21 protein-coding genes and 1 riboswitch are annotated in these 18,474 nt (G+C 73.0%); of the genes, 17 read left to right on the top strand and 4 right to left on the bottom strand.

Going from position 1 to position 18,474, the window contains the following annotated elements; genetic code table 11:
• Position 1: 1 nt before the first annotated feature.
• The 3 genes from AC07U4_RS15805 (at position 2) to AC07U4_RS15815 (ending at position 1,000) form a co-directional block, all read left to right on the top strand.
• The gene (locus tag AC07U4_RS15805; protein WP_038665407.1) at positions 2–190 is read left to right on the top strand and encodes a hypothetical protein; all 189 of its coding nucleotides are present in this window, start codon (positions 2–4) and stop codon (positions 188–190) included.
• 334 nt (positions 191–524) lie between these two features.
• Positions 525–728 carry a DUF5818 domain-containing protein gene (locus AC07U4_RS15810; protein ID WP_038665404.1) on the top strand — a complete coding sequence of 68 codons (204 nt, stop codon included), beginning with the start codon at positions 525–527 and terminating at the stop codon, positions 726–728.
• Positions 725–1,000 carry a hypothetical protein gene (locus AC07U4_RS15815; RefSeq protein ID WP_137899007.1) on the top strand — a complete coding sequence of 92 codons (276 nt, stop codon included), beginning with the start codon at positions 725–727 and terminating at the stop codon, positions 998–1,000. Before AC07U4_RS15810 ends, AC07U4_RS15815 begins: the two co-directional genes overlap by 4 nt.
• 1 nt (position 1,001) lies before the next feature.
• Here AC07U4_RS15815 and AC07U4_RS15820 read toward each other — a convergent pair whose 3' ends face one another.
• Both AC07U4_RS15820 and AC07U4_RS15825 read right to left on the bottom strand, forming a co-directional pair.
• Entirely contained in the window at positions 1,002–2,135 is a 1,134-nt protein-coding gene (locus tag AC07U4_RS15820) for a metallophosphoesterase (protein WP_495196058.1), read from the bottom strand.
• Positions 2,136–2,185: 50 nt separating this feature from the next.
• Positions 2,186–2,392 (bottom strand): hypothetical protein, encoded by a 207-nt coding sequence (locus AC07U4_RS15825; RefSeq protein WP_137899009.1) that lies wholly within the window; start codon positions 2,390–2,392, stop codon positions 2,186–2,188.
• Between the two features lie 180 nt (positions 2,393–2,572).
• Here AC07U4_RS15825 and AC07U4_RS15830 point away from each other — a divergent pair, with 180 nt between their 5' ends.
• The 7 genes from AC07U4_RS15830 to cobJ all read left to right on the top strand — a co-directional run bounded on the left by AC07U4_RS15830 (position 2,573) and on the right by cobJ (position 11,242).
• A complete protein-coding gene (locus AC07U4_RS15830; RefSeq protein WP_137899010.1) occupies positions 2,573–2,944 on the top strand; it encodes a response regulator in 372 nt (123 codons plus the stop codon).
• 239 nt (positions 2,945–3,183) lie between these two features.
• Positions 3,184–3,414: riboswitch (cobalamin riboswitch) on the top strand.
• Positions 3,415–3,594: 180 nt separating this feature from the next.
• Positions 3,595–4,638, top strand: a complete 1,044-nt coding sequence (cobW, locus tag AC07U4_RS15835; protein WP_495196059.1) for a cobalamin biosynthesis protein CobW — start codon at positions 3,595–3,597, stop codon at positions 4,636–4,638.
• A 9-nt stretch (positions 4,639–4,647) separates the two neighbouring features.
• Positions 4,648–7,902, top strand: a complete 3,255-nt coding sequence (gene cobN / locus AC07U4_RS15840; protein WP_495196060.1) for a cobaltochelatase subunit CobN — start codon at positions 4,648–4,650, stop codon at positions 7,900–7,902.
• Positions 7,899–9,152, top strand: a complete 1,254-nt coding sequence (locus AC07U4_RS15845; RefSeq protein WP_495196061.1) for a ferredoxin-like domain-containing protein — start codon at positions 7,899–7,901, stop codon at positions 9,150–9,152. Before cobN ends, AC07U4_RS15845 begins: the two co-directional genes overlap by 4 nt.
• Positions 9,142–9,771, top strand: a complete 630-nt coding sequence (locus AC07U4_RS15850) for a precorrin-8X methylmutase (protein ID WP_038665383.1) — start codon at positions 9,142–9,144, stop codon at positions 9,769–9,771. The genes AC07U4_RS15845 and AC07U4_RS15850 overlap by 11 nt, the downstream gene beginning before the upstream one ends.
• Positions 9,768–10,493, top strand: a complete 726-nt coding sequence (cobI, locus tag AC07U4_RS15855; protein ID WP_495181255.1) for a precorrin-2 C(20)-methyltransferase — start codon at positions 9,768–9,770, stop codon at positions 10,491–10,493. The genes AC07U4_RS15850 and cobI overlap by 4 nt, the downstream gene beginning before the upstream one ends.
• Entirely contained in the window at positions 10,490–11,242 is a 753-nt protein-coding gene (gene cobJ, locus AC07U4_RS15860) for a precorrin-3B C(17)-methyltransferase (RefSeq protein WP_495196062.1), read from the top strand. The genes cobI and cobJ overlap by 4 nt, the downstream gene beginning before the upstream one ends.
• Here the strand turns inward: cobJ and AC07U4_RS15865 are convergent.
• Positions 11,221–11,967, bottom strand: coding sequence for a cobalt-precorrin-6A reductase (locus tag AC07U4_RS15865; protein ID WP_495196063.1), 747 nt, complete (start codon positions 11,965–11,967; stop codon positions 11,221–11,223). The genes cobJ and AC07U4_RS15865 overlap by 22 nt on opposite strands.
• On the opposite strand from AC07U4_RS15865, the gene cbiE reads away from it, so the two are divergent.
• The 7 genes from cbiE to bluB are packed head-to-tail and all read left to right on the top strand — an operon-like array spanning position 11,966 to position 17,755.
• Positions 11,966–13,168 carry a precorrin-6y C5,15-methyltransferase (decarboxylating) subunit CbiE gene (gene cbiE / locus AC07U4_RS15870; protein ID WP_495196064.1) on the top strand — a complete coding sequence of 401 codons (1,203 nt, stop codon included), beginning with the start codon at positions 11,966–11,968 and terminating at the stop codon, positions 13,166–13,168. The two genes, AC07U4_RS15865 and cbiE, sit on opposite strands and share 2 nt — an antisense overlap.
• The gene (locus AC07U4_RS15875) at positions 13,165–13,533 is read left to right on the top strand and encodes a cobalamin biosynthesis protein (RefSeq protein WP_495196065.1); all 369 of its coding nucleotides are present in this window, start codon (positions 13,165–13,167) and stop codon (positions 13,531–13,533) included. Before cbiE ends, AC07U4_RS15875 begins: the two co-directional genes overlap by 4 nt.
• Positions 13,530–14,318 carry a precorrin-4 C(11)-methyltransferase gene (gene cobM / locus AC07U4_RS15880; protein ID WP_495196066.1) on the top strand — a complete coding sequence of 263 codons (789 nt, stop codon included), beginning with the start codon at positions 13,530–13,532 and terminating at the stop codon, positions 14,316–14,318. Before AC07U4_RS15875 ends, cobM begins: the two co-directional genes overlap by 4 nt.
• Positions 14,315–15,634 carry a cobyrinic acid a,c-diamide synthase CobB gene (locus AC07U4_RS15885; RefSeq protein WP_495196067.1) on the top strand — a complete coding sequence of 440 codons (1,320 nt, stop codon included), beginning with the start codon at positions 14,315–14,317 and terminating at the stop codon, positions 15,632–15,634. Before cobM ends, AC07U4_RS15885 begins: the two co-directional genes overlap by 4 nt.
• Positions 15,631–16,353 carry a uroporphyrinogen-III C-methyltransferase gene (cobA, locus tag AC07U4_RS15890; protein WP_038665359.1) on the top strand — a complete coding sequence of 241 codons (723 nt, stop codon included), beginning with the start codon at positions 15,631–15,633 and terminating at the stop codon, positions 16,351–16,353. The genes AC07U4_RS15885 and cobA overlap by 4 nt, the downstream gene beginning before the upstream one ends.
• Positions 16,350–17,117 (top strand): precorrin-6A synthase (deacetylating), encoded by a 768-nt coding sequence (gene cobF / locus AC07U4_RS15895; RefSeq protein ID WP_495196068.1) that lies wholly within the window; start codon positions 16,350–16,352, stop codon positions 17,115–17,117. Before cobA ends, cobF begins: the two co-directional genes overlap by 4 nt.
• On the top strand, positions 17,114–17,755 hold the full coding sequence (gene bluB / locus AC07U4_RS15900) for a 5,6-dimethylbenzimidazole synthase (protein ID WP_495196069.1): 642 nt from the start codon (positions 17,114–17,116) through the stop codon (positions 17,753–17,755). Before cobF ends, bluB begins: the two co-directional genes overlap by 4 nt.
• A 4-nt stretch (positions 17,756–17,759) precedes the next feature.
• Here bluB and AC07U4_RS15905 read toward each other — a convergent pair whose 3' ends face one another.
• The gene (locus AC07U4_RS15905) at positions 17,760–18,308 is read right to left on the bottom strand and encodes a histidine phosphatase family protein (RefSeq protein ID WP_495196070.1); all 549 of its coding nucleotides are present in this window, start codon (positions 18,306–18,308) and stop codon (positions 17,760–17,762) included.
• Between the last annotated feature and the right edge of the window lie 166 nt (positions 18,309–18,474).

Consider the following 18,474-nt stretch of genomic DNA (forward strand, 5'->3'; position numbering starts at 1 on the left):
TATGTCGGATCAGCCCAATGAGATTCTCGCCGCGGCCGCCGCGGCCAAGGCGCAACAGGATGCCGCCGCGAACACGCGCGATCCGTCGACCAAGAGCCATTGGCCGATGCGGATCATCGGTGTCGGCATCGGCTCCGCCGCGGTGGCGGCAGCGGTGCTGTTCGCCAATTCGGGCAAGAAGCGCGACTGACCGACCCGGAGCGCGGCATTGGTTGCGATTGCAAACTTTGCATGTTGAGCGCTACCATTTGCACTTGCGAGATCGGGTGCTGCGCTGCACAAAGAGCGTGCCTTTCAGGCATCCTCTCCTAAAAACTTTTACGGCCGGTCGTCTCGATCGGCCTTTCTTTTTGTCCCGATCTCCGGCAGGTTCCAGTTACCGGGTCTGGGCGGATCGAAAGAGAAACGGCAGGAGAGGAGCCGCCGGCAAGACCGGCAACGGCCCGACCGGTTGGGCAGGGGATCGAGCCTTCGGCTCTCCCCCGCCGCCTGTTCCGGCATCCCAGCACGAGGCCCAATTCCTTATGATCGCAATCGGAACCCGGGTCGATGAAACCGGCACGTTGATCCGCGACGGCGGCGCTTTCTACCTGCGCCGCGATTCGGGCGGGCGGTTCGAGCTGGAGCTGCACCGCACCCCGGTCGATCTGGTCGAGAAGCGCGTGCGGCTGGTCGGCACGTTGGTCGGGCCGGATCTGGTCAACGCCGACGGCGTGGCCCCGGTTTGAAGACTCCGCCCCCTTCCGACGATTATGCCCGCGGCCGGCGCGACGGATTGCGACTGGCGCTGGCGATCCTCGCCGTCGAAGAGGCGAAATGGGCGGCGTTGCTCGGCGAGAGCCCGTCTTGGCGGACCAATGCGACACGCGAGGTGCGCTACAAGACGCTCCAGGTCGCGCAGACCCGCGTGCAGACCGCGCTCAACCGTCTCACGCCGAAGGGCGAAGCGGCGGCGATCGACGCCGAACTCGCCGCCGCGCTCGACAAGCTCGGCCTGTAGCTCAGCCTCCGGCCGGTACGGCGCGGAGCGTGATCCGGGTGATCTCCGGCGGCCGGCCGAGGCGTAGCGCGAAGCCCGGCCACAGACCGGTGCCGTTGCTGACGTAGAGCGTCATGCCGTCCACCGCATAACGGCCCGACACGAAGCCGCCGTTCGCGGGCCTGAACAATCGGTCGAGCCCGACGATCATCCCGCCATGCGTATGGCCGGACAGTTGCAGCGCGACCCCACGCGCCGCCGCCCGACGCGCGTTGCGCGGCTGATGGTCGAGCAGGAGGACCGGCGCGCCCGGCGGGCGGCGCGACAGTGCGGCGTCGAGATCGGGGCCGGGCTCGCCATGCGACGGCGCGGAGGCGTCGGTGACGCCGGCGAGCACCAGCCCGTCGCCGCCACGCGTCAGCACGCGATGCGCGTTCGGCAGCATGCGAAAGCCGAGCCCGGCGAGGTGCCGCATCCAGCCGCCGTAATCGAAGAAATATTCGTGGTTGCCGGGAATGGCGTAGACGCCGTCGGGCGCACGCAATCCGGCGAGCGGGGCGACGTCGGCGCGGCGCATGTCGACCGATCCGTCGATGAAGTCGCCGGTGACGACGATCAGGTCGGCCCCCGCGGCATTGGTGCGATCGACGACGGCACGGGTCCAGCGCTGCGGAAACAGACGGCTGATATGCAGGTCGGTGAGCTGGATCAGCCGGTAGCCGTCGAACGACGGCGGCAGGTCGCGCACCGCGACGGTGATGTCGCGCACGGGCGGCACGCGGATCGCCCCGGCGACACCGATCGCAGCGAGCACCGTCGCGACGCCGGCGATGCCATAGCGGGCCGCATCGGGCGCCCCCACCACCTCGCGCCGCACCAGCATCGTAGCGAGCGTGCCGAGATCGAGCACGATCTGCAGCAGCGCGAGCAACAGGATGGCGCCGAAGGCCCAGTTGAACAGGATGACGATCGCGCGCGGGAATTCCGGCGCGAACACCGATCCCGACGAGAGGCGGCTCCATAAATGATATTGCGAGGCGGCGAGCAGCGTCACCGCGACGCCGCCCTTCGCCCAGAGCGGCAGGGACAGCGGCAGCAGCCAACGGGCGATGACGTACAGGGACGGCGTCGCAAAGATCAGGTGGAAGATCGTCATTCTCCTTGCGGCACCGTGCCGCCGCTGCCTCGCAAGCGCCGTCCCGTCGCTCAGCTCGGGTGGGCGGCGCTCTCGGCGGCGGCGTCGCTGGCATCGGTCGGCGTCACCGCGACCGCGCCGACATCCGCCTCGGCCTGTTCGGCGAGCTTCATCTGCTCATAGGCGATCTCGAGATCGGCGACACCCGATCCGGTCGGCTGGATCGGCAGGTCGCCGTAGCTTTCGGCGGGGCCATTCTGATCGGTCGTGTCGGTCATCATTCTCTCCTCGTGCGCGGCGTCAACGCACCGTGCCGGGGACCGGACGCATCGCCCGTCGAACATGGGGAAAATGACCTCTATCAGGAACTTAGATCAGCATGACGCATTAGGGGCCGGTTCGGGAGACGGCGTCGCCACCTCTGGCCTGCCGGCCCCCGGATACTGCCGGGAGCGGTCATGACCCATGTGCTGATCATCGAGGATTCCTATTTGTTCGGCCAGTTCGTCGCCGACGCCGCGGTGCTCGCCGGTGCCGGCAGCACGGAGATCGTGGAGACGCAGGAAGCGGCGGAAGCGGCGGCGCAGCGCTGCATGCCGGGCATGATCATCGCCGACGTCAAGCTCGTCCACGGCTCCGGGGTCCGTGCGGTCGAGCGGATCGCCAAGGGACGCCGCATCCCGATCCTCTACGTCACCGGCTATCCCGAACGCTGCGGCGAATGCCCGCCGGGATCGACGGTGATCGAAAAGCCGGTGTCGCACGATACGCTGCAACGCTCGATCAGCCGGCTGATCGAGGATGAGGCCGCACACCTCGCGGCGCATTGACGGGGCGGGGTGGAGCCGCCGCCGGCATGATGCGGCGACGGCTCCGACAGTCCTGGAGAACTGCACACGAAGGATCGGGAGAACCCTTCCTGCTGCGCACGGGCTCTAATGGTTAACGGCGGCAAGTCGACCGGAAACGGGCTATGTACGAAACCGTACACAGCGATCGCCGTCTCCGCCCGCCTGCGCGATTGGCAAAGCCGGCGGTAGCGGCTAAGTCGACCGGCGGCGCCGGTCTCCGGTGCCATGATCGCGTCGGTGCTCTTCGCAAGAGGGCGTAAATGGGAATGCGGTGCGGGGCCTCGGCTCCAATGCCGCGGCTGTCCCTGCAACTGTAAGCGGCGAGCGACGGACACATGCCTTCCCCCCGCGGGAAGGCGGCCACTGGCAAGGGTTCGCCCGACCCGGGAAGGCCGTGCCCCGAGCGACGACCCGCGAGCCAGGAAACCTGCCGGCGATAGGGTCGCTCTTGCTTCGGTCCAGGGGATGGCCGGGGCACGGTGTTCCGTCTGAGCGACGAAGACCCATGCGGTTGGCCCGCATCGGTGCGTGGCGCGGGCGACATGCGAAGCGCCCGTCCGTCGCTCGCGCATCGGCGATATGTGGCCCCACCGTGTTCTCGTCGTCGCGGCGCTCGCGAAGGAACATCCGTGGCCGATCCACAGCTCGCCAAGATTCCCGTCACCATCGTCACCGGCTTCCTCGGCGCCGGCAAGACGACGCTGATCAGCCATCTGATCCGCAACGCCAACGGCCGCCGGCTGGCGGTGGTGGTCAACGAATTCGGCACCTTGGGTGTCGACGGCGACATCCTGAAGGGCTGCGCGATCCCCGATTGCCCGGCGGAGAATGTCGTCGAGCTGGCCAACGGCTGCATCTGCTGCACCGTCGCCGACGATTTCATCCCGACGGTGGAGACCTTGCTCGCGCTCGACCCGCGCCCCGACCATATCCTCATCGAGACCTCGGGCCTCGCGCTGCCAAAGCCGCTGCTGAAGGCGTTCGACTGGCCGGCGATCCGCTCGCGCATCACCGTCGACGGCGTCATCGCGCTGGCCGACGCCGAGGCGGTCGCCGCCGGTCGCTTCGCTACCGATATCGCCGCGCTCGACGCGCAGCGCGCCGCCGATCCGGGGATCGACCACGAGACGCCGCTGGCGGAGGTGTTCGAGGACCAGCTCGCCTGTGCCGACATGGTGCTGCTGACCAAGGCCGACCTCGCCGGGCCGGAGGGCGTCGCCGCCGCCCGCGCGGTGATCGCCGCCGAGGCGCCGCGGCCGGTGCCGGTGGTCGAGCTGACCGACGGCGTGATCGATCCCGCGGTGATCCTCGGTCTCGACGCCGCGGCCGAGGACGACATCGCCGCCCGCCCCTCGCATCATGACGGCGAGGACGAGCATGAGCACGACGATTTCGACAGCCTCGTCCACGAAACCGGCGAGATCGACGATCCCGCCGATCTGGTCGCGCGGATCGAACGGCTCGCGCGCGAGTCCGACGTGTTGCGGGTCAAGGGCTATGCGGCGGTGCGCGGCAAGCCGATGCGACTGCTCGTCCAGGCGGTCGGCGCGCGGGTGCGGACGCAATACGACCGGCCGTGGCGGCCGGGCGAGGCGCGCGCCACCCGGCTGGTCGTGATCGCCGAGCGCGACCGCATCGACCCCGCGACGATCGGGCCCGTGCTGAACGGCTGAGCCGCCACGATGCACGTCGTCTTCCGCGAGAGCCACGGCCTGGAGGAGACCGCGACGCCGCGCGATCTCGGCCAGCGACCGGCGGATCTCGTCGTCCTGTCCTTCTCCGACAGCGACCTCGGCGCATTCGCCGCGGGCTGGCATGCCGCGCGCGGCGGCGGCGTGCCGTTGCCGTCGCTGCGGCTCGCCAATCTCGCCGATCTCGCGCATCCCCTGTCGGTCGACACCTATGTCGAGCGGACGCTGGCGGGTGCGAAGGGCATACTGATCCGGCTGATCGGCGGGCGGTCCTATTGGTCCTATGGCCTGCAACAGGTCGAGGCGCTGGCGCGGGCGCAGGGGATCGCGCTGGCGGTGCTCGCCGCCGACGGGCGCGAGGACGCCGCGCTGACCGCCGCCTCGACGGTGCCGGGCTCGACGCTCGGCCGGCTCGCCGCCTTGTGCGACACCGGCGGCGCGGTCGCGGCGCAGGCGGCTCTGGCGCAGCTCGCGCTCGCCTCGGGACTGGCGGCGGGACCGGTACGCGGCGTGCGTGCGGTTCCGCCGGTCGGCGGCTGGACGCAGGCGGACGGCGTCACTTGCCCCGCGGCGCTCGCGATGCGACCGGAGGCGCGGCCGCGGGTACTGCTCACCTTCTACCGCTCCTATCTGCTCGCCGCCGATCTCGATCCGGTCGCGGCGCTCGCCGAGGCGCTGGCGGCGCGCGGCTTCGACGTCGTCCCGCTGTTCGCGCCGTCGCTCAAGGATGCGCAGGCGCGCGGCTGGATCGCACGATGGGTCAAGGCGCTGGCCCCGGTCGCGATCGTCAACGCCACCGCCTTCTCGGCGCGCGACGAGACCGAGTCGCCGCTCGACGGCGCCGACGTGCCGGTCTTCCAGGTTGCGCTCGCCACCTCGACGCAGGCCGCCTGGGCGGAGAGCGCGCGTGGCCTGTCGCCCGCCGATCTCGCGATGCACGTGGTGCTGCCCGAGGTCGACGGCCGCATCTTCGCCGGGATCGCCAGTTGCAAGCAGGATGCGGTGCGCGACCCTGACCTCGACTACGCCCGCCGCGCGCATCGCGCCGACCCCGCCCGCATCGCGGCGATCGCCGATCGCGTCGCCGCCTGGGTCTCGCTCGGGCGGACCGCGCCGGCGGCGCGGCGGCTGGCGCTGATCCTCTCCACCTATCCGGGCAAGAGCCACCAGATGGCGCATGCGGTCGGGCTCGACGCGCTCGCCTCGGCGGAGGCGATGCTCGCCGATCTCGCCACGGCCGGACATGCCGCCGCCGCCGGCGCGCCGCTGGCCGCGGCCTTGGCGGCGGAGCGGCTCTGCTGGCCGGTCGTCGCCTATCGCGCCGCGCTCGCCGCCTTGCCGCCGGGGCTGCGCGACGATCTCGCCGCAGCCTGGGGCGAACCCGAACAGGATCCCGCGGTCGCCGACGGCGCCTTCCGCTTCGCCGCGACGCTGCGTGGCGCGACGCTGGTCGCGCTCCAGCCCGAACGTGGCACGCCCGCGACCCGCGCCGACGATTATCACGATCTGTCGCGGGTCCCCCGCCATGGCTATGTTGCTTTCTACCTCTGGCTGCGCAGCCGCGGGTGCCATGCGGCGATCCAGATCGGTGCGCACGGCACGCTCGAATGGCTGCCCGGCAAGGCGGTGGCGCTGTCCGACGCCTGCTGGCCGGAGGCGCTGACCGGGTCCTTGCCGATCCTCTATCCGTTCATCGTCAACGATCCCGGCGAGGCGGCACAGGCCAAGCGCCGCACCGCCGCGGTGACGCTCGGCCATCTGCCGCCGCCGATGATCGCGGCGGACGGCGGCGTGGGTCTCGGGCGGATCGAGACGCTGCTCGACGAATTCTCCAATGCCGACGGGCTCGACCCGGCGCGGCGTGACCGGTTGCAGCGCGACATCGCCGACGAGGCGCAGGCGATCGGCCTCGCCGCCGAACTCGATCTCGCCGGCGCGGCCACCGCCGCCGAGGCGATCACCCGCATCGACGCCTTCGTCTGCGACGTGAAGGACAGCCGCTTCGGCGACGGCCTGCACGTCTTCGGGCGCGGCGCGTGCGGCGCGGCGGAGCGCGACGGCCTGCTCGCCGCGCTCGCCGGCCGCCGCGTCGCCGCCGGCCCGGCGGGATCGCCGCACCGCGGCCGTACCGACGTGCTGCCGACCGGGCGCAACCTGTTCGCGGTCGATCCGCGCGCGGTGCCGTCGCGCTCGGCGCATCTGCAGGGCCAGCGGCTCGCCGACGAACTGATCCGCCGCCATCTGCAGGATCATGGCGACTATCCGCGCGGCTTGGTGGTCGACCTGTGGGGATCGGCAACGATGCGCACCGCCGGCGAGGAATTCGCGATGGCGCTGCACCTGCTCGGCGCCGCGCCGATCTGGGATACCGGCTCCGATCGCGTCACCGGCGTCGACATCCTGCCGCTCGCGCTGCTCGACCGGCCGCGGATCGACGTGACCTTGCGCATCTCCGGCCTGTTCCGCGACACGTTCGCGCCGCTGTGTACGCTGTTCGGTCAGGCGGTGCGGGCGCTGGCGGCGCGCGACGAGCCCGCCGACTGGAACCCGTTCGTCGGCCGTGCCGCTGCGCCGCGCGTCTACGGCCCCGCGCCCGGGTTGTACGGCCTCGACTTGAGCGAGGCTGCGGACACCTATACCGACGCCGCGCGCGCAATGGCGGGCGAGGCGTGGCTGGCGGCATCGTCCTTTGCCTTCGACGACCCCGACGCGCGCGCCGATGCCGCCGGTCTGCGCGCGCGTGTCGCCGCCGCCGACGCCTTCGTCCATTTGCAGGACCTGCCCGAAAGCGACCTGCTGCTCGCCGCCGATTATGCCGCGCACGAAGGCGGGTTCGCGGCCGCGCAAGCGGTCGCGGGCGGCCGGGCGGCGCTCTATCATCTCGATGCGCGCGATCCCGAGCGGCTGCGCGCACGCAGCCTGCGCGAGGAGATCGCCCGCGTCGTCCGCGGCCGGGCGACGCAGCCGGCGTGGATCGACGGCATGATGCGCCACGGCTTCCGCGGCGCCGCCGAGATCGCCGCGACGCTCGACCATCTCGGCGCCTTCGCGCATCTCGCACGCGTGGTGACGCCGGAGCTGATCGACCTCTATCACGACGCGACGCTCGGCCGCGACGCGGTGCGCGCCTTCCTCGCCGCCGCCAATCCCGCCGCGCTCGCCGCGATGGAGGCGCGCTTCGCCGCGCTGCATCGCTCGGGCCTGTGGCCGACGCGGCGCAACGCCATTGTGGCGTCGCTGGCATGAGCGTCGTACGTGGCTGGTGCCCGACCGCATGGCGGCCGATGGCGGCGGGCGACGGGCTGATCCTGCGCGTCCGCCCGCGGCTCGCCCGGCTGACGCCGGCGCAGGCGCGGACGATCGCCGTGGTGGCCCGCACGCATGGCAACGGCCTGATCGACCTCACCAACCGCGCCGCGCTCCAGTTGCGCGGCTTGCGCGAGGCGGACTGGCCGGTCGCGCTCGGCGCATTGGTCGCCGCCGGGCTGGTCGATCCCGATCCGGTCCGCGAGGCCCGCGCGCTGCTGGTCGCGCCCGACTGGCGGGAGGGCGACGACACGCATCGCATCGCCTGCGCGCTGCTCGACCGTCTCGACGCGCTGCCGCCGCTGCCCGGCAAGATCGGCATCGCGATCGACGCCGGCCGCGAGCCGGTGTTGACCGACAGTTCCGCGGACTTCCGGATCGAACGCGATGCGACCGGTGGGCTGATCCTGCGCGCCGACGGCCGCGCCGGAGGGTACGCGCTGACGCCGGGCGAGGAAACGACGGCGCTGATCGCGCTGGCGGAGTGGTTCGTCGTCAGCGGCGGCGTCGCGGCGGGACGAATGGCGCGGCATGTCGCCCCGTTGCCGGCGAACCTCGCGGGGGGTGCCACCACCCCCCGTGTTCCCGCGAAAGCGGGAACCCAGGACCAAGCAGGACATCGTCTTGTGGTATCCGGGGCTCTGGACTCCCGCCTTCGCGGGAGCACTGAAGGTGGCGTCGGCTTGCGCGAAGATCGCGCCTCCGCCGGGGACCACAAGACGCATCCGCTACGACCTACCCAAGGCACCGCGATCGGCCTCCCCTTCGGCCGGACCGACGCGGCGATGCTCGCCGATCTCGCCGACCGGCCCGGCGTCGCCGGCATCCGCGTGACGCCGTGGCGCAATTTGCTGGTCGAGGGGCTCGATCCCGCCGCCGCCGGCCTCCCCGCCTGCGCGGCTGCGGACCTCGCCGTCGACGCCTGCGTCGGCGCACCCGCCTGTCCGCAGGCGACCGTCGCGACGCGCGCGCTCGCGCTGCGTCTCGCGCCGCATGTTGCCGGACGGCTGCACGTCTCCGGATGCGCCAAGGGCTGCGCCCGCGCCGCCCCCGCCGACGTCGTCGCCACCGGCCGCGACGGCCGCTTCGATCTTGCCTTCCACGCCCGTGCCGGCGATCCCGCCGCCGTCACCGGCCTGTCGCCCGACGAACTCATCGCCCTGCTCGAAAGCCCTTCCCGTGTCGCATAGCTACGAAACCGACGGCGCCGCAATCTATCGCCGCTCGTTCGCCATCATCCGCGCCGAGGCCGATCTCGCCCGCTTTCCGCCCGAGGAGGAACCGGTCGCGGTGCGGATGATCCATGCCGCCGGACTGGTCGAGCTCGCCGCCGCGATCCGCTTCTCGCCCGGCTTCGCGACCCGCGCCCGCGCCGCGCTCGCCGACGGCGCGCCGATCCTGTGCGACGCGCGCATGGTCAGCGAGGGCATCACCCGCGCCCGCCTGCCCGCCGGCAATGCGGTGATCTGCACGCTGCACGATCCGCAGGTACCGGCGCGCGCCGCGGCGATGGCCAACACCCGCTCCGCCGCCGCGCTGGAATTGTGGCGGCCGCATCTCGCCGGCGCGGTGGTGGCGATCGGCAACGCGCCGACCGCCTTGTTCCACCTGCTCGACATGCTCGCCGACCCCGCCTGCCCGCGCCCGGCGGCGATCATCGGCTGCCCGGTCGGCTTCGTCGGCGCGTGCGAATCGAAGGACGCGCTCTGGGCCGAGCAGCCGGTGCCGTGCGCGATCGTCGCCGGGCGGCTCGGCGGCAGCGCGATCACCGTCGCCGCGGTCAACGCGCTGGCGAGCCGCGCCGAATGACGACCGGCACCGTCCATGGCGTCGGCCTCGGCCCCGGCGCCGCCGACCTGATGAGCGTGCGCGCCGACCGGCTGGTGCGCGGCGCGCGCCACCTCGCCTATTTCCGCAAACGGGGTCGCGCCGGCCGTGCCCGCCGGCTGGTCGACGGCCTGTTGCGTGCCGACGTGGTCGAATATGCGATGGACTATCCGGTCACCACCGAGATCGCCGTCGCCGACCCCGCCTATAACGCCTGCCTCGCCGCCTTCTATGCCGACTGCACCGCGCATCTCGCCACGCTGGCGGAAGCGGGCGAGGACGTGGTGGTCCTGTGCGAGGGCGATCCGTTCTTCTACGGATCGTTCATGCACCTGCATGCGCGGCTCGCCGGCCGCGTGCCGGTGCGGATCGTGCCGGGGATCACCGGCATGTCGGGCGCCTGGACCGCGACCGACCGGCCGATCACCTGGGGCGACGACGTGCTGACCATCGCCACCGCGACGTTGCCCGAAGAGGAGCTGACCCGCCGCATCCGCGATACCGATGCGCTGGTGGTGATGAAGATCGGCCGCCACCTCGCCAAGCTGCGCCGCGCGATCGCCGCCGCCGGGCGCACCGACGCGGCGTGGCTGGTCGAATATGCCGCGATGCCGGAGGAACGCGTCACCCCGCTTGCCGAGGCGGGCGAGACCGCACCCTATTTCGCGATCCTGCTGATCCACGGCCAGGGGCGGCGGCCATGAGCGGCAGCGGCTGGCTGGCGATCGCCGGGCTGGGACCGGGCGATGCGGCGCTGATCACGCCCGAAGTGACCGACGCGCTAACCCGCGCGACCGACGTGATCGGCTATATCCCCTATGTCGCGCGGATCGCGCCGCGGCCGGGCCTGCGGCTGCACGCCAGCGACAATCGCGTCGAGATCGATCGTGCCGGCCACGCGCTGCGGCTGGCGGCGGCGGGCGCGCGCGTCGTCGTGGTGTCGTCGGGCGATCCCGGCGTGTTCGCGATGGCGGCGGCGGTGTTCGAGGCGCTGGAGGCGGGGCCGCCCGACTGGCGCGACCTCGACATCCGCGTGCTGCCCGGCATCACCGCGATGCTCGCCGCCAGCGCCCGCGCCGGTGCGCCGCTCGGCCATGATTTCTGCGCGATCAACCTCTCCGACAATCTCAAGCCCTGGCCGCTGATCGCACGCCGCCTCGCGCTCGCCGCCGAGGCGGATTTCGCCATCGCCTTCTACAATCCGCGCTCGCGCGCGCGGCCGGATACGCTCGACGCCGCCTTCGCGATCCTGCGCGAGGCGTGCGGCGACGATCGCCCGGTGCTCTTCGCCCGCGCCGTCACCACCGCGGAGGAAGCGCTGCGCATCGTGCCGCTGCCCGCGGCGCGCGGCGCGATGGCCGACATGCGCACGATGGTGATCGTCGGATCGAGCCGCACCCGGCTGATCGCGCGTACCGGCGCGCCGATCCTCTATACGCCGCGCTCGGCATGACCCAGCCACGCCAGCACCGCGGCGACGTCGTGCACCTCGGCGCGCGCCGGCAGCATCGGCCGGTCGATCAGCAGCACCGGCAAGCCGAGGTCGCGCGCCGCCGCCAGCTTCGCCGCCGCGCCGCTGCCGCCGGCATTCTTGGCGACGACCAGGTCGATGCCATGCCGCTCGATGAGCGCGCGGTCGCCCGCGACGGTGAACGGCCCGCGATCGACCACCAGATCGTATCGCGGCAGCGGCGGAGCCGCGTCCGGACGGTCGACGAAGCGGAGCAGATACCGATGCTGCGGCCGCGCGGCGAAGGCCTCGACGTGCATCCGCCCGAGCGCGAGCATCACCCGCCGCGCCGGTCCGTCGAGCGCCGCCACCGCACCGGCGATGTCGGGTACGTGCGTCCAGCGGTCGCCGGCCTGCGCCACCCAGGCCGGGCGGGTCAGCGCGAGCAGCGGCACGCCCGCGGCGGTGGCGGCGGCGACGGCATGGCCGCTCATCTTCGCGGCGAAGGGATGGGTGGCATCGACCAGATGCGTGACGCCCTGCCGCCGGAGATGCGCGGTCAGCCCCGCCACCCCGCCGAAACCGCCGATCCGCACCGGCACCGGCTGTGCCGCAGGGGCCGCGGTCCGTCCGGCATAGCTCAGCGTCGCCGCCACCCCGCGCGCCGCACAGGCGGCGGCGAGCGCGCTCGCCTCGGTCGTCCCGCCGAGGATCAGGAGATGGGGCATGGCTGAAGGCAATCCGTGGCTGACGATCGTCGGGATCGGCGAGGATGGACCCGCGGGCCTGTCCGCGGCAAGCAGTGCCGCGCTCGACGCAGCGCAATGGGTCACCGGCGCGCGCCGTCATCTCGCGCTGCTGCCGCCGCTCGCCTGCCCGGTCGAACCATGGCCGGTGCCGTTCGAGGCGGGGATCGCGCCATTGCTCGCGCGGCGCGGGCAGCGGGTGGTGATGCTGGCGTCGGGCGATCCGTTCTGGTTCGGCGCGGGCGGCACGCTCGCCCGCCATCTCGCACCCGGCGAATGGTTCGCCCACCCCGCCCCCTCGACCTTCGCGCTTGCCGCGGCGCGGCTCGGCTGGCGGCTGGAGGAGACCGCCTGTCTCGGCCTCCACGCCGCGCCGCCGACGCGGCTGCGCCCGCATCTGGCGCCGGGTGCCCGCGCGATCGTGCTGGTCCGCGACGGCGAGGCGGCGCTGGCCGCCGCGCGCTATGTAAGCGACCACGGCTTCGGCGCATCGCGGATCGCCGTCCTCGAAGCGCTCGGCGGTCCCCGCGAACGCATCCGCCACGCCGCCGCGATGGAGCTCGCGCTGGACGACATCGCGCATCCCGTCGCGCTGGGCATCGCCTTCGCTGGCGACGGCGCGGTCCTGCCTTGCACCGCCGGCCTCGCCGACGACTGGTTCGCGCATGACGGCCAGATCACCAAGCGCCCGGCGCGCGCGCTGACGCTCTCGGCACTCGCGCCGCGGCCCGGCGAGATGCTGTGGGACATCGGCAGCGGATCGGGATCGATCGCGATCGAATGGCTGCTCGCCTGCCCCTCGACCCGGGCAATCGGCTTCGAGCGCGATCCCGTCCGCGCCGCCCGCGCGCGCGCCAACGCCGCCGCGCTCGGCGTCGACCGGCTCGACGTCGTCGAGGGCGACGCCCCCGCGGTACTCGCCGGCCGGTCGCCGCCGGATGCGGTGTTCGTCGGCGGCGGGCTCGGCGAGGCGCTGCTCGCCCAGCTGTGGGCCGACCTGCCCGCCGGCACGCGGCTGGTCGCCAATGCGGTGACGCTCGAATCCGAAGCGTTGCTCGCCGGCTGGCACGCGCGGCGCGGCGGGCAATTGCTGCGCATCGAACTCGCCGAAGCGGTACCGCTCGGCAGTCGCCGCGGCTGGCGGTCGAGCTATCCGCTGGTCCAGTGGAGCGTGACGCTATGATCGTCGCGGGTTTCGGGTGCCGCGCCGGCGCCACCGCCGCATCGCTGCGCGCCGCGCTCGTCTTCGCGAGCGAAGACCATGTCGCGACGATGCTCGCCATCCCCGCCGACCGGCTCGCGATCGCCCGACCGCTGGCCGACGCGCTCGACCTGCCGCTGGTCGGCATCGCCGCCGATGCGCTCGCCGCCATCGTTACGCCGACCCGCTCGCGCGCCAGCCTCGCCGCGCGCGGCACGGGCAGCGTCGCCGAGGCCGCCGCGCTCGCCGCCGCCGGTCGCGGCGCGCGGCTGCTCACATCCCGCCGAATCTCGCCGGACCGTATGGCGACCTGCGCGCTCGCCATCTCACAGGATATTCCCGCATGACCGTCCATTTCATCGGCGCCGGCCCCGGCGCACCCGATCTGCTGACGCTGCGCGGCCGCGACCGCATCGCCGCCTCGCCGGTCTGCCTCTACGCCGGATCGCTGGTGCCCGCCGCGCTGCTCGACCATTGCCCGCCCGGCGCGCAGATCGTGAACACCGCGTCGCTGTCGCTCGACGAGATCGTCGCCGCGATCGTCGCCGCGCACGAGGCGGGTCAGGACGTCGCCCGCCTCCATTCGGGCGATCTGTCGATCTGGTCGGCGATGGGCGAACAGCTCCGCCGGCTGCGCGCATTGGACATCCCGGTGACGATCACCCCCGGCGTGCCCGCCTTCGCCGCCGCCGCCGCGGCGCTGGAAGCCGAACTGACGCTGCCCGGCCTCGCCCAGTCGGTGGTGCTGACCCGCACCTCCGGTCGCGCCAGCGCGATGCCGGCGGCGGAGACGCTCGCGGCCTTCGGCGCGACCGGCGCGACGCTCGCCATCCATCTGTCGATTCACCGCCTCGCCGAAGTCGCCGCCCAGCTCGCGGACCATTATGGCGCGGACTGCCCGGCGGCGATCGTCTGGCGGGCGAGCTGGCCCGACGAGCGCATCGTCCGCGCCACGCTCGCCACGATCGTCGCGGCGGCGGAGGGCGGCCCCGAACGCACCGCGCTGATCCTCGTCGGCCGCGTCCTCGCCGCCGAGGGGTTCGGCGACAGCAGCCTCTATGCGCCCGGTTACGATCGCCGCTTCCGCCCGCAATCGGCGGACTCGCGCTTCGCCGGAGGCGATGCGGCATGACGCCCCGCCCCATTCCCGGCCTGATGATCGCCGCGCCCGCCTCGGGCGCCGGCAAGACGACGGTAATGCTCGGCCTGCTCCGCGCCTTCACCGACGCCGGGCTGACCGTGCAGCCGTTCAAGAGCGGCCCCGATTATATCGATCCCGCCTTCCACCGCGCCGCCAGCGGGCACCCGTCGTTCAACCTCGACAGTTGGGCGATGCCGGCGGCGATGCTCGACGGGCTGGCCGACCGCGCCGGTGATGCCGATCTGGTGCTTGCCGAGGGATCGATGGGGCTGTTCGACGGCGTCGCCCGCGCGGGCGCGACCGGCAATGGCGCGAGCGCCGACATCGCCGCACGGATGGGCTGGCCGGTGGTGCTGGTGCTCGACATATCGGGTCAGGCGCAATCCGCCGCCGCCACTGCCTTGGGCTTCGCGCGCTTCGATCCCGCGGTGCGGATCGCCGGGGTCATCCTCAACCGCGTCGCCAGCCCGCGCCACGAACGGCTCGCGCGGGTCGGGATGGCGGCGATCGGCCTCCGCGTCTTCGGCAGCCTGCCGCGGCGCGCCGACCTGCACCTGCCCGAACGCCACCTCGGTCTCGTCCAGGCCGCCGAACATCCCGATCTCGACGCGCGCATCGCCGCTTATGCCGCCTTCCTGGCGGAGCACGTCGATCTCGACGCGCTGCGCGCCGCCGCCGGCGCCGAGACGCGCCTGCCGGTCCCGTCGACGCGGCTGGTGCCGCCCGCGCAACGCATCGCGCTGGCCCGCGACGCGGCCTTCTCCTTCACCTATCCGCATCTGCTCGACGGCTGGCGCGCCGCCGGTGCCGAGATCCTGGCCTTCTCGCCGCTCGCCGACGAGGCGCCGGACGCCGCCGCCGATCTGGTCTGGCTGCCCGGCGGCTATCCCGAACTCCACGCCGGCCGCCTCGCCGCGGCGGAGCGGTTCCGCGCCGCGCTCCACCTCCATGCCGAAACGCGGCCGGTCCACGGCGAGTGCGGCGGCTATATGGCGCTCGGCGAGGGGCTGATCGATGCCGCCGGCGTGCGCCACCGCATGGCCGGGCTGCTCGGCCTCGTCACCAGCTACGAACGGCGGCGGATGCACCTCGGCTATCGTCGCGCCGCGCTGCACGCGCCGCTCGCCGCGCTGCCGGCGGGGACGACGCTCGCCGGGCACGAATTCCATTATTCGACGATCCTCGATCAGCCCGACGCCGCGCTGGCGCGGGTCACCGATGCGGAGGGGACCGAGCTCGCCGACACCGGATCGTACCGGGGCCGCGTGTCGGGCACCTTCTTCCACCTGATCGCGGCGGTGGGATGAGCGGCTTCGTCTCCTTCGTCGGCTCGGGACCGGGCGACCCCGAGTTGCTGACGCTGAAAGCGGTCGACCGGCTGCGCGCCGCGGACATCGTGCTGTTCGACGATCTGTCAGCCGGGCCGGTGCTGCGTCACGTCCGCGCCGACGCCGATCTGGTCGCGGTTGGCAAGCGCGCCGGCCGCCCCTCGCCGAGCCAAAGCCACGTCTCGGCCTTGCTCGTCGCGCATGCGGCGACCGGCGCGCGCGTCGTCCGCCTCAAATCGGGCGATCCCGCGATCTTCGGCCGGCTCGAGGAAGAGATCGTCGCGCTGCGCGACGCGGGGATCGGCTTCGAGATCGTCCCCGGCATCAGCTCGGCAAGCGCCGCGGCGGCGGCGGCGGCGATCCCGCTGACCCGGCGGCTGTCGGCGCGGCGCGTCCAGTTCGTCACCGGCCACGACGTAACCGGCACGCTGCCGCAGGCGCGCAACATGGCGGCGCTCGCCGATCCCGACGCGACCACCGTCGTCTTCATGCCCAAACGCACCTTTCCGGCGCTCGCCGACGATCTCGTCGCGCACGGTCTGCCACCCCATACACCGGCGCTGTTCGCCGAGAACGTCGGCCACCCCGACCAGCGGCTGACCCGCACCACCGTCGCCGCGCTCGCCGACCGCCTGCGCGCGACCGTGTCGGAGGCACCGGCATTGATCCTCTACGGCCCGTTGATGGAGGAGGCGTGATCCACCTCGACCTCATCGGCATCGGCACCGGCAATCCCGATCATCTCACCCGCGCCGCCGAACGCGCGATGCGCGCCGCCGACCTGATCCTGCTGCCGCGCAAGCGCGCCGAAGCCGCCGATCTCCTCGACCTGCGCCGCGCGCTCTGCGCCGAGGTGCTGACCGACACGACGCGCGTCGTGGTCTTCGATTTGCCCGAACGCGCCGCGGACGGCCCCTATCTCGGCCCATATCTTGGGGCGGTGCGCGACTGGCACGACGCCATCACCGCCGCCTGGGCCGGGGCGATCGCCACCAACCTGCCCGCCGGCGGGCGGCTCGCCTTGCTCGTCTGGGGCGACCCCTCGCTCTACGACAGCAGCCTGCGGATCGCCGCGCGCCTGCGCCGCGGCGGCATGGCGCTGACGGTCACGGTGGTGCCCGGCATCACCAGCCTGCAGGCGCTTACCGCCGCGCATGCCATCCCGCTCAACACGCTCGCCGCGCCGGTGCTCGTCACCACCGGCCGCCGGCTGCGCGCGAGCGGCTGGCCGGCGGACATCGACACGCTGGCGGTGATGCTCGACGGCGATTGTGCGTTCACGACGCTCGACCCCGCCGGCGTGACGATCTGGTGGGGCGCCTATCTCGGCATGCCGCAGCAGGCACTCGCCGCCGGTCCGCTCGCCGACACCGGCGCGGCGATCGTCGCGCGGCGTGCGGCGCTGCGTGCGGACCACGGCTGGATCATGGACACCTATCTCCTGCGCCGGACGGCCGCGTGACCGCACCCGCTTTCGACGCGGCGTTCCGCGACCGGCTCGACCTGTTGCTCCACTGGCGCCGCGACGTGCGCCATTTCCGCCGCGATCCGGTGGCGGAGAAGGCGATGCAGGCGCTGTTCGCCGCCGCGGCGCTGGCGCCCTCGGTCGGCAACGCCCAGCCGTGGCGCTTCGTGCGGCTGCGCTCGCCCGGCCTGCGCGAGACGCTCGCCGCGCATGTCGATACCGCCAGCGCCGCGGCGGCCGACCGGCTGCCCGACGCCGAGCGCCGCGCGCGTTATGCCCGGCTCAAGCTGCACGGGCTACGCGAGGCGCCCGAATTGCTCGCGGTGTTCAGCGACGAGGCGCCCGCCGCCGGCCACGGCCTCGGCCGCGCGACGATGCCGGAGATGCTGCGCTATTCCACCGTCATGGCGATCCATACGCTGTGGCTCGCCGCCCGCGCGCGCGGCATCGGCCTCGGCTGGGTTTCGATCCTCGATCCGACCTATGTCACCGCCCTGCTCGACGTACCGGCGGAGTGGACGCTGATCGCTCTGCTCTGCATCGGCTATCCCGAGGCACCCGCCGCCACCCCCGAACTGGCGCGCCGCGGCTGGCAGGCGCGCGAACCGCTCGCCGACCGCATCGTCGAGCGCTGACGCCTCAGCCGCGGCGCAGCTCCTGCACCCGCCAGCGGCCGTGTCGCGACAGCACCACCATCGACAGTGGCGCGACGTCGATCGCCAGCGTCGCCGCCACCGGCACGTCGAGCGCGTGCGCGATTGCCGCGCGCAGCACCGCGGCATGGCTGATCGCCAGCACACGCCCCTCGCCCAGCCCGTCGAGCCACGGCCCGACCCGCGCGCGTACCGCCGCCATGCTTTCGCCGCCCGGCGCGCCCGCCTCGGGTGCCGCCAGCCACGCCGCGACCGCCGCGGGCGCAAGCGATTCGACGCTGCGGCCCGTCCATGCGCCGGCATCGATGTCGCGGAGCGCCGGTGCCTCCTCGGCGGCGACACCGATCAGTGCGGCGGTCTCGCGCGCCGCCGCCGCCGGGCTGACCCAGCAGCGCGCGGCCGCCGCCCCGGCAAGGTCGAGCGCCAGCACCTTGGCGCGGCCGCCGGCGTCGAGCGGCTCGGCCGGATCGGCGAAGCGCGCCGCGCGCGTCGCCGCGGTGGCACCGGCGCAGAGCAGGACGAGGCGGGTCGGCATCGGGCGGGATCTCCTGATCGGTTGACGCATCCCCGCCCCGCGTCCACAGCATGGCGGATCGGAGCCGGGCGGGAAGCCGGTGGAAATCCGGCGCGGTCGCGCCACTGTGATCGCCGGGCGCCAGCCTGTCGAGAGTCAGACCCCGCCCGGCGCCTCCACCCCATCC

It is taken from the genome of Sphingomonas sp. GW821-FHT02B09 (genome assembly GCF_059421875.1).

Excerpts from the sequence above, each read along its gene's own strand:
- cbiE (WP_495196064.1), top strand. The coding sequence starts at position 11,966 with ATGGCTGAAGGCAATCCGTGGCTGACGATCGTCGGGATCGGCGAGGAT.
- AC07U4_RS15905 (WP_495196070.1), bottom strand. The coding sequence starts at position 18,308 with ATGCCGACCCGCCTCGTCCTGCTCTGCGCCGGTGCCACCGCGGCGACG.
- AC07U4_RS15810 (WP_038665404.1), top strand. The coding sequence starts at position 525 with ATGATCGCAATCGGAACCCGGGTCGATGAAACCGGCACGTTGATCCGC.
- cobA (WP_038665359.1), top strand. The coding sequence starts at position 15,631 with ATGAGCGGCTTCGTCTCCTTCGTCGGCTCGGGACCGGGCGACCCCGAG.
- AC07U4_RS15830 (WP_137899010.1), top strand. The coding sequence starts at position 2,573 with ATGACCCATGTGCTGATCATCGAGGATTCCTATTTGTTCGGCCAGTTC.
- cobI (WP_495181255.1), top strand. The coding sequence starts at position 9,768 with ATGACGACCGGCACCGTCCATGGCGTCGGCCTCGGCCCCGGCGCCGCC.
- AC07U4_RS15825 (WP_137899009.1), bottom strand. The coding sequence starts at position 2,392 with ATGACCGACACGACCGATCAGAATGGCCCCGCCGAAAGCTACGGCGAC.
- AC07U4_RS15845 (WP_495196061.1), top strand. The coding sequence starts at position 7,899 with ATGAGCGTCGTACGTGGCTGGTGCCCGACCGCATGGCGGCCGATGGCG.
- cobJ (WP_495196062.1), top strand. The coding sequence starts at position 10,490 with ATGAGCGGCAGCGGCTGGCTGGCGATCGCCGGGCTGGGACCGGGCGAT.
- AC07U4_RS15885 (WP_495196067.1), top strand. The coding sequence starts at position 14,315 with ATGACGCCCCGCCCCATTCCCGGCCTGATGATCGCCGCGCCCGCCTCG.
- cobM (WP_495196066.1), top strand. The coding sequence starts at position 13,530 with ATGACCGTCCATTTCATCGGCGCCGGCCCCGGCGCACCCGATCTGCTG.
- AC07U4_RS15865 (WP_495196063.1), bottom strand. The coding sequence starts at position 11,967 with ATGCCCCATCTCCTGATCCTCGGCGGGACGACCGAGGCGAGCGCGCTC.
- AC07U4_RS15805 (WP_038665407.1), top strand. The coding sequence starts at position 2 with ATGTCGGATCAGCCCAATGAGATTCTCGCCGCGGCCGCCGCGGCCAAG.
- AC07U4_RS15820 (WP_495196058.1), bottom strand. The coding sequence starts at position 2,135 with ATGACGATCTTCCACCTGATCTTTGCGACGCCGTCCCTGTACGTCATC.
- cobN (WP_495196060.1), top strand. The coding sequence starts at position 4,648 with ATGCACGTCGTCTTCCGCGAGAGCCACGGCCTGGAGGAGACCGCGACG.
- AC07U4_RS15875 (WP_495196065.1), top strand. The coding sequence starts at position 13,165 with ATGATCGTCGCGGGTTTCGGGTGCCGCGCCGGCGCCACCGCCGCATCG.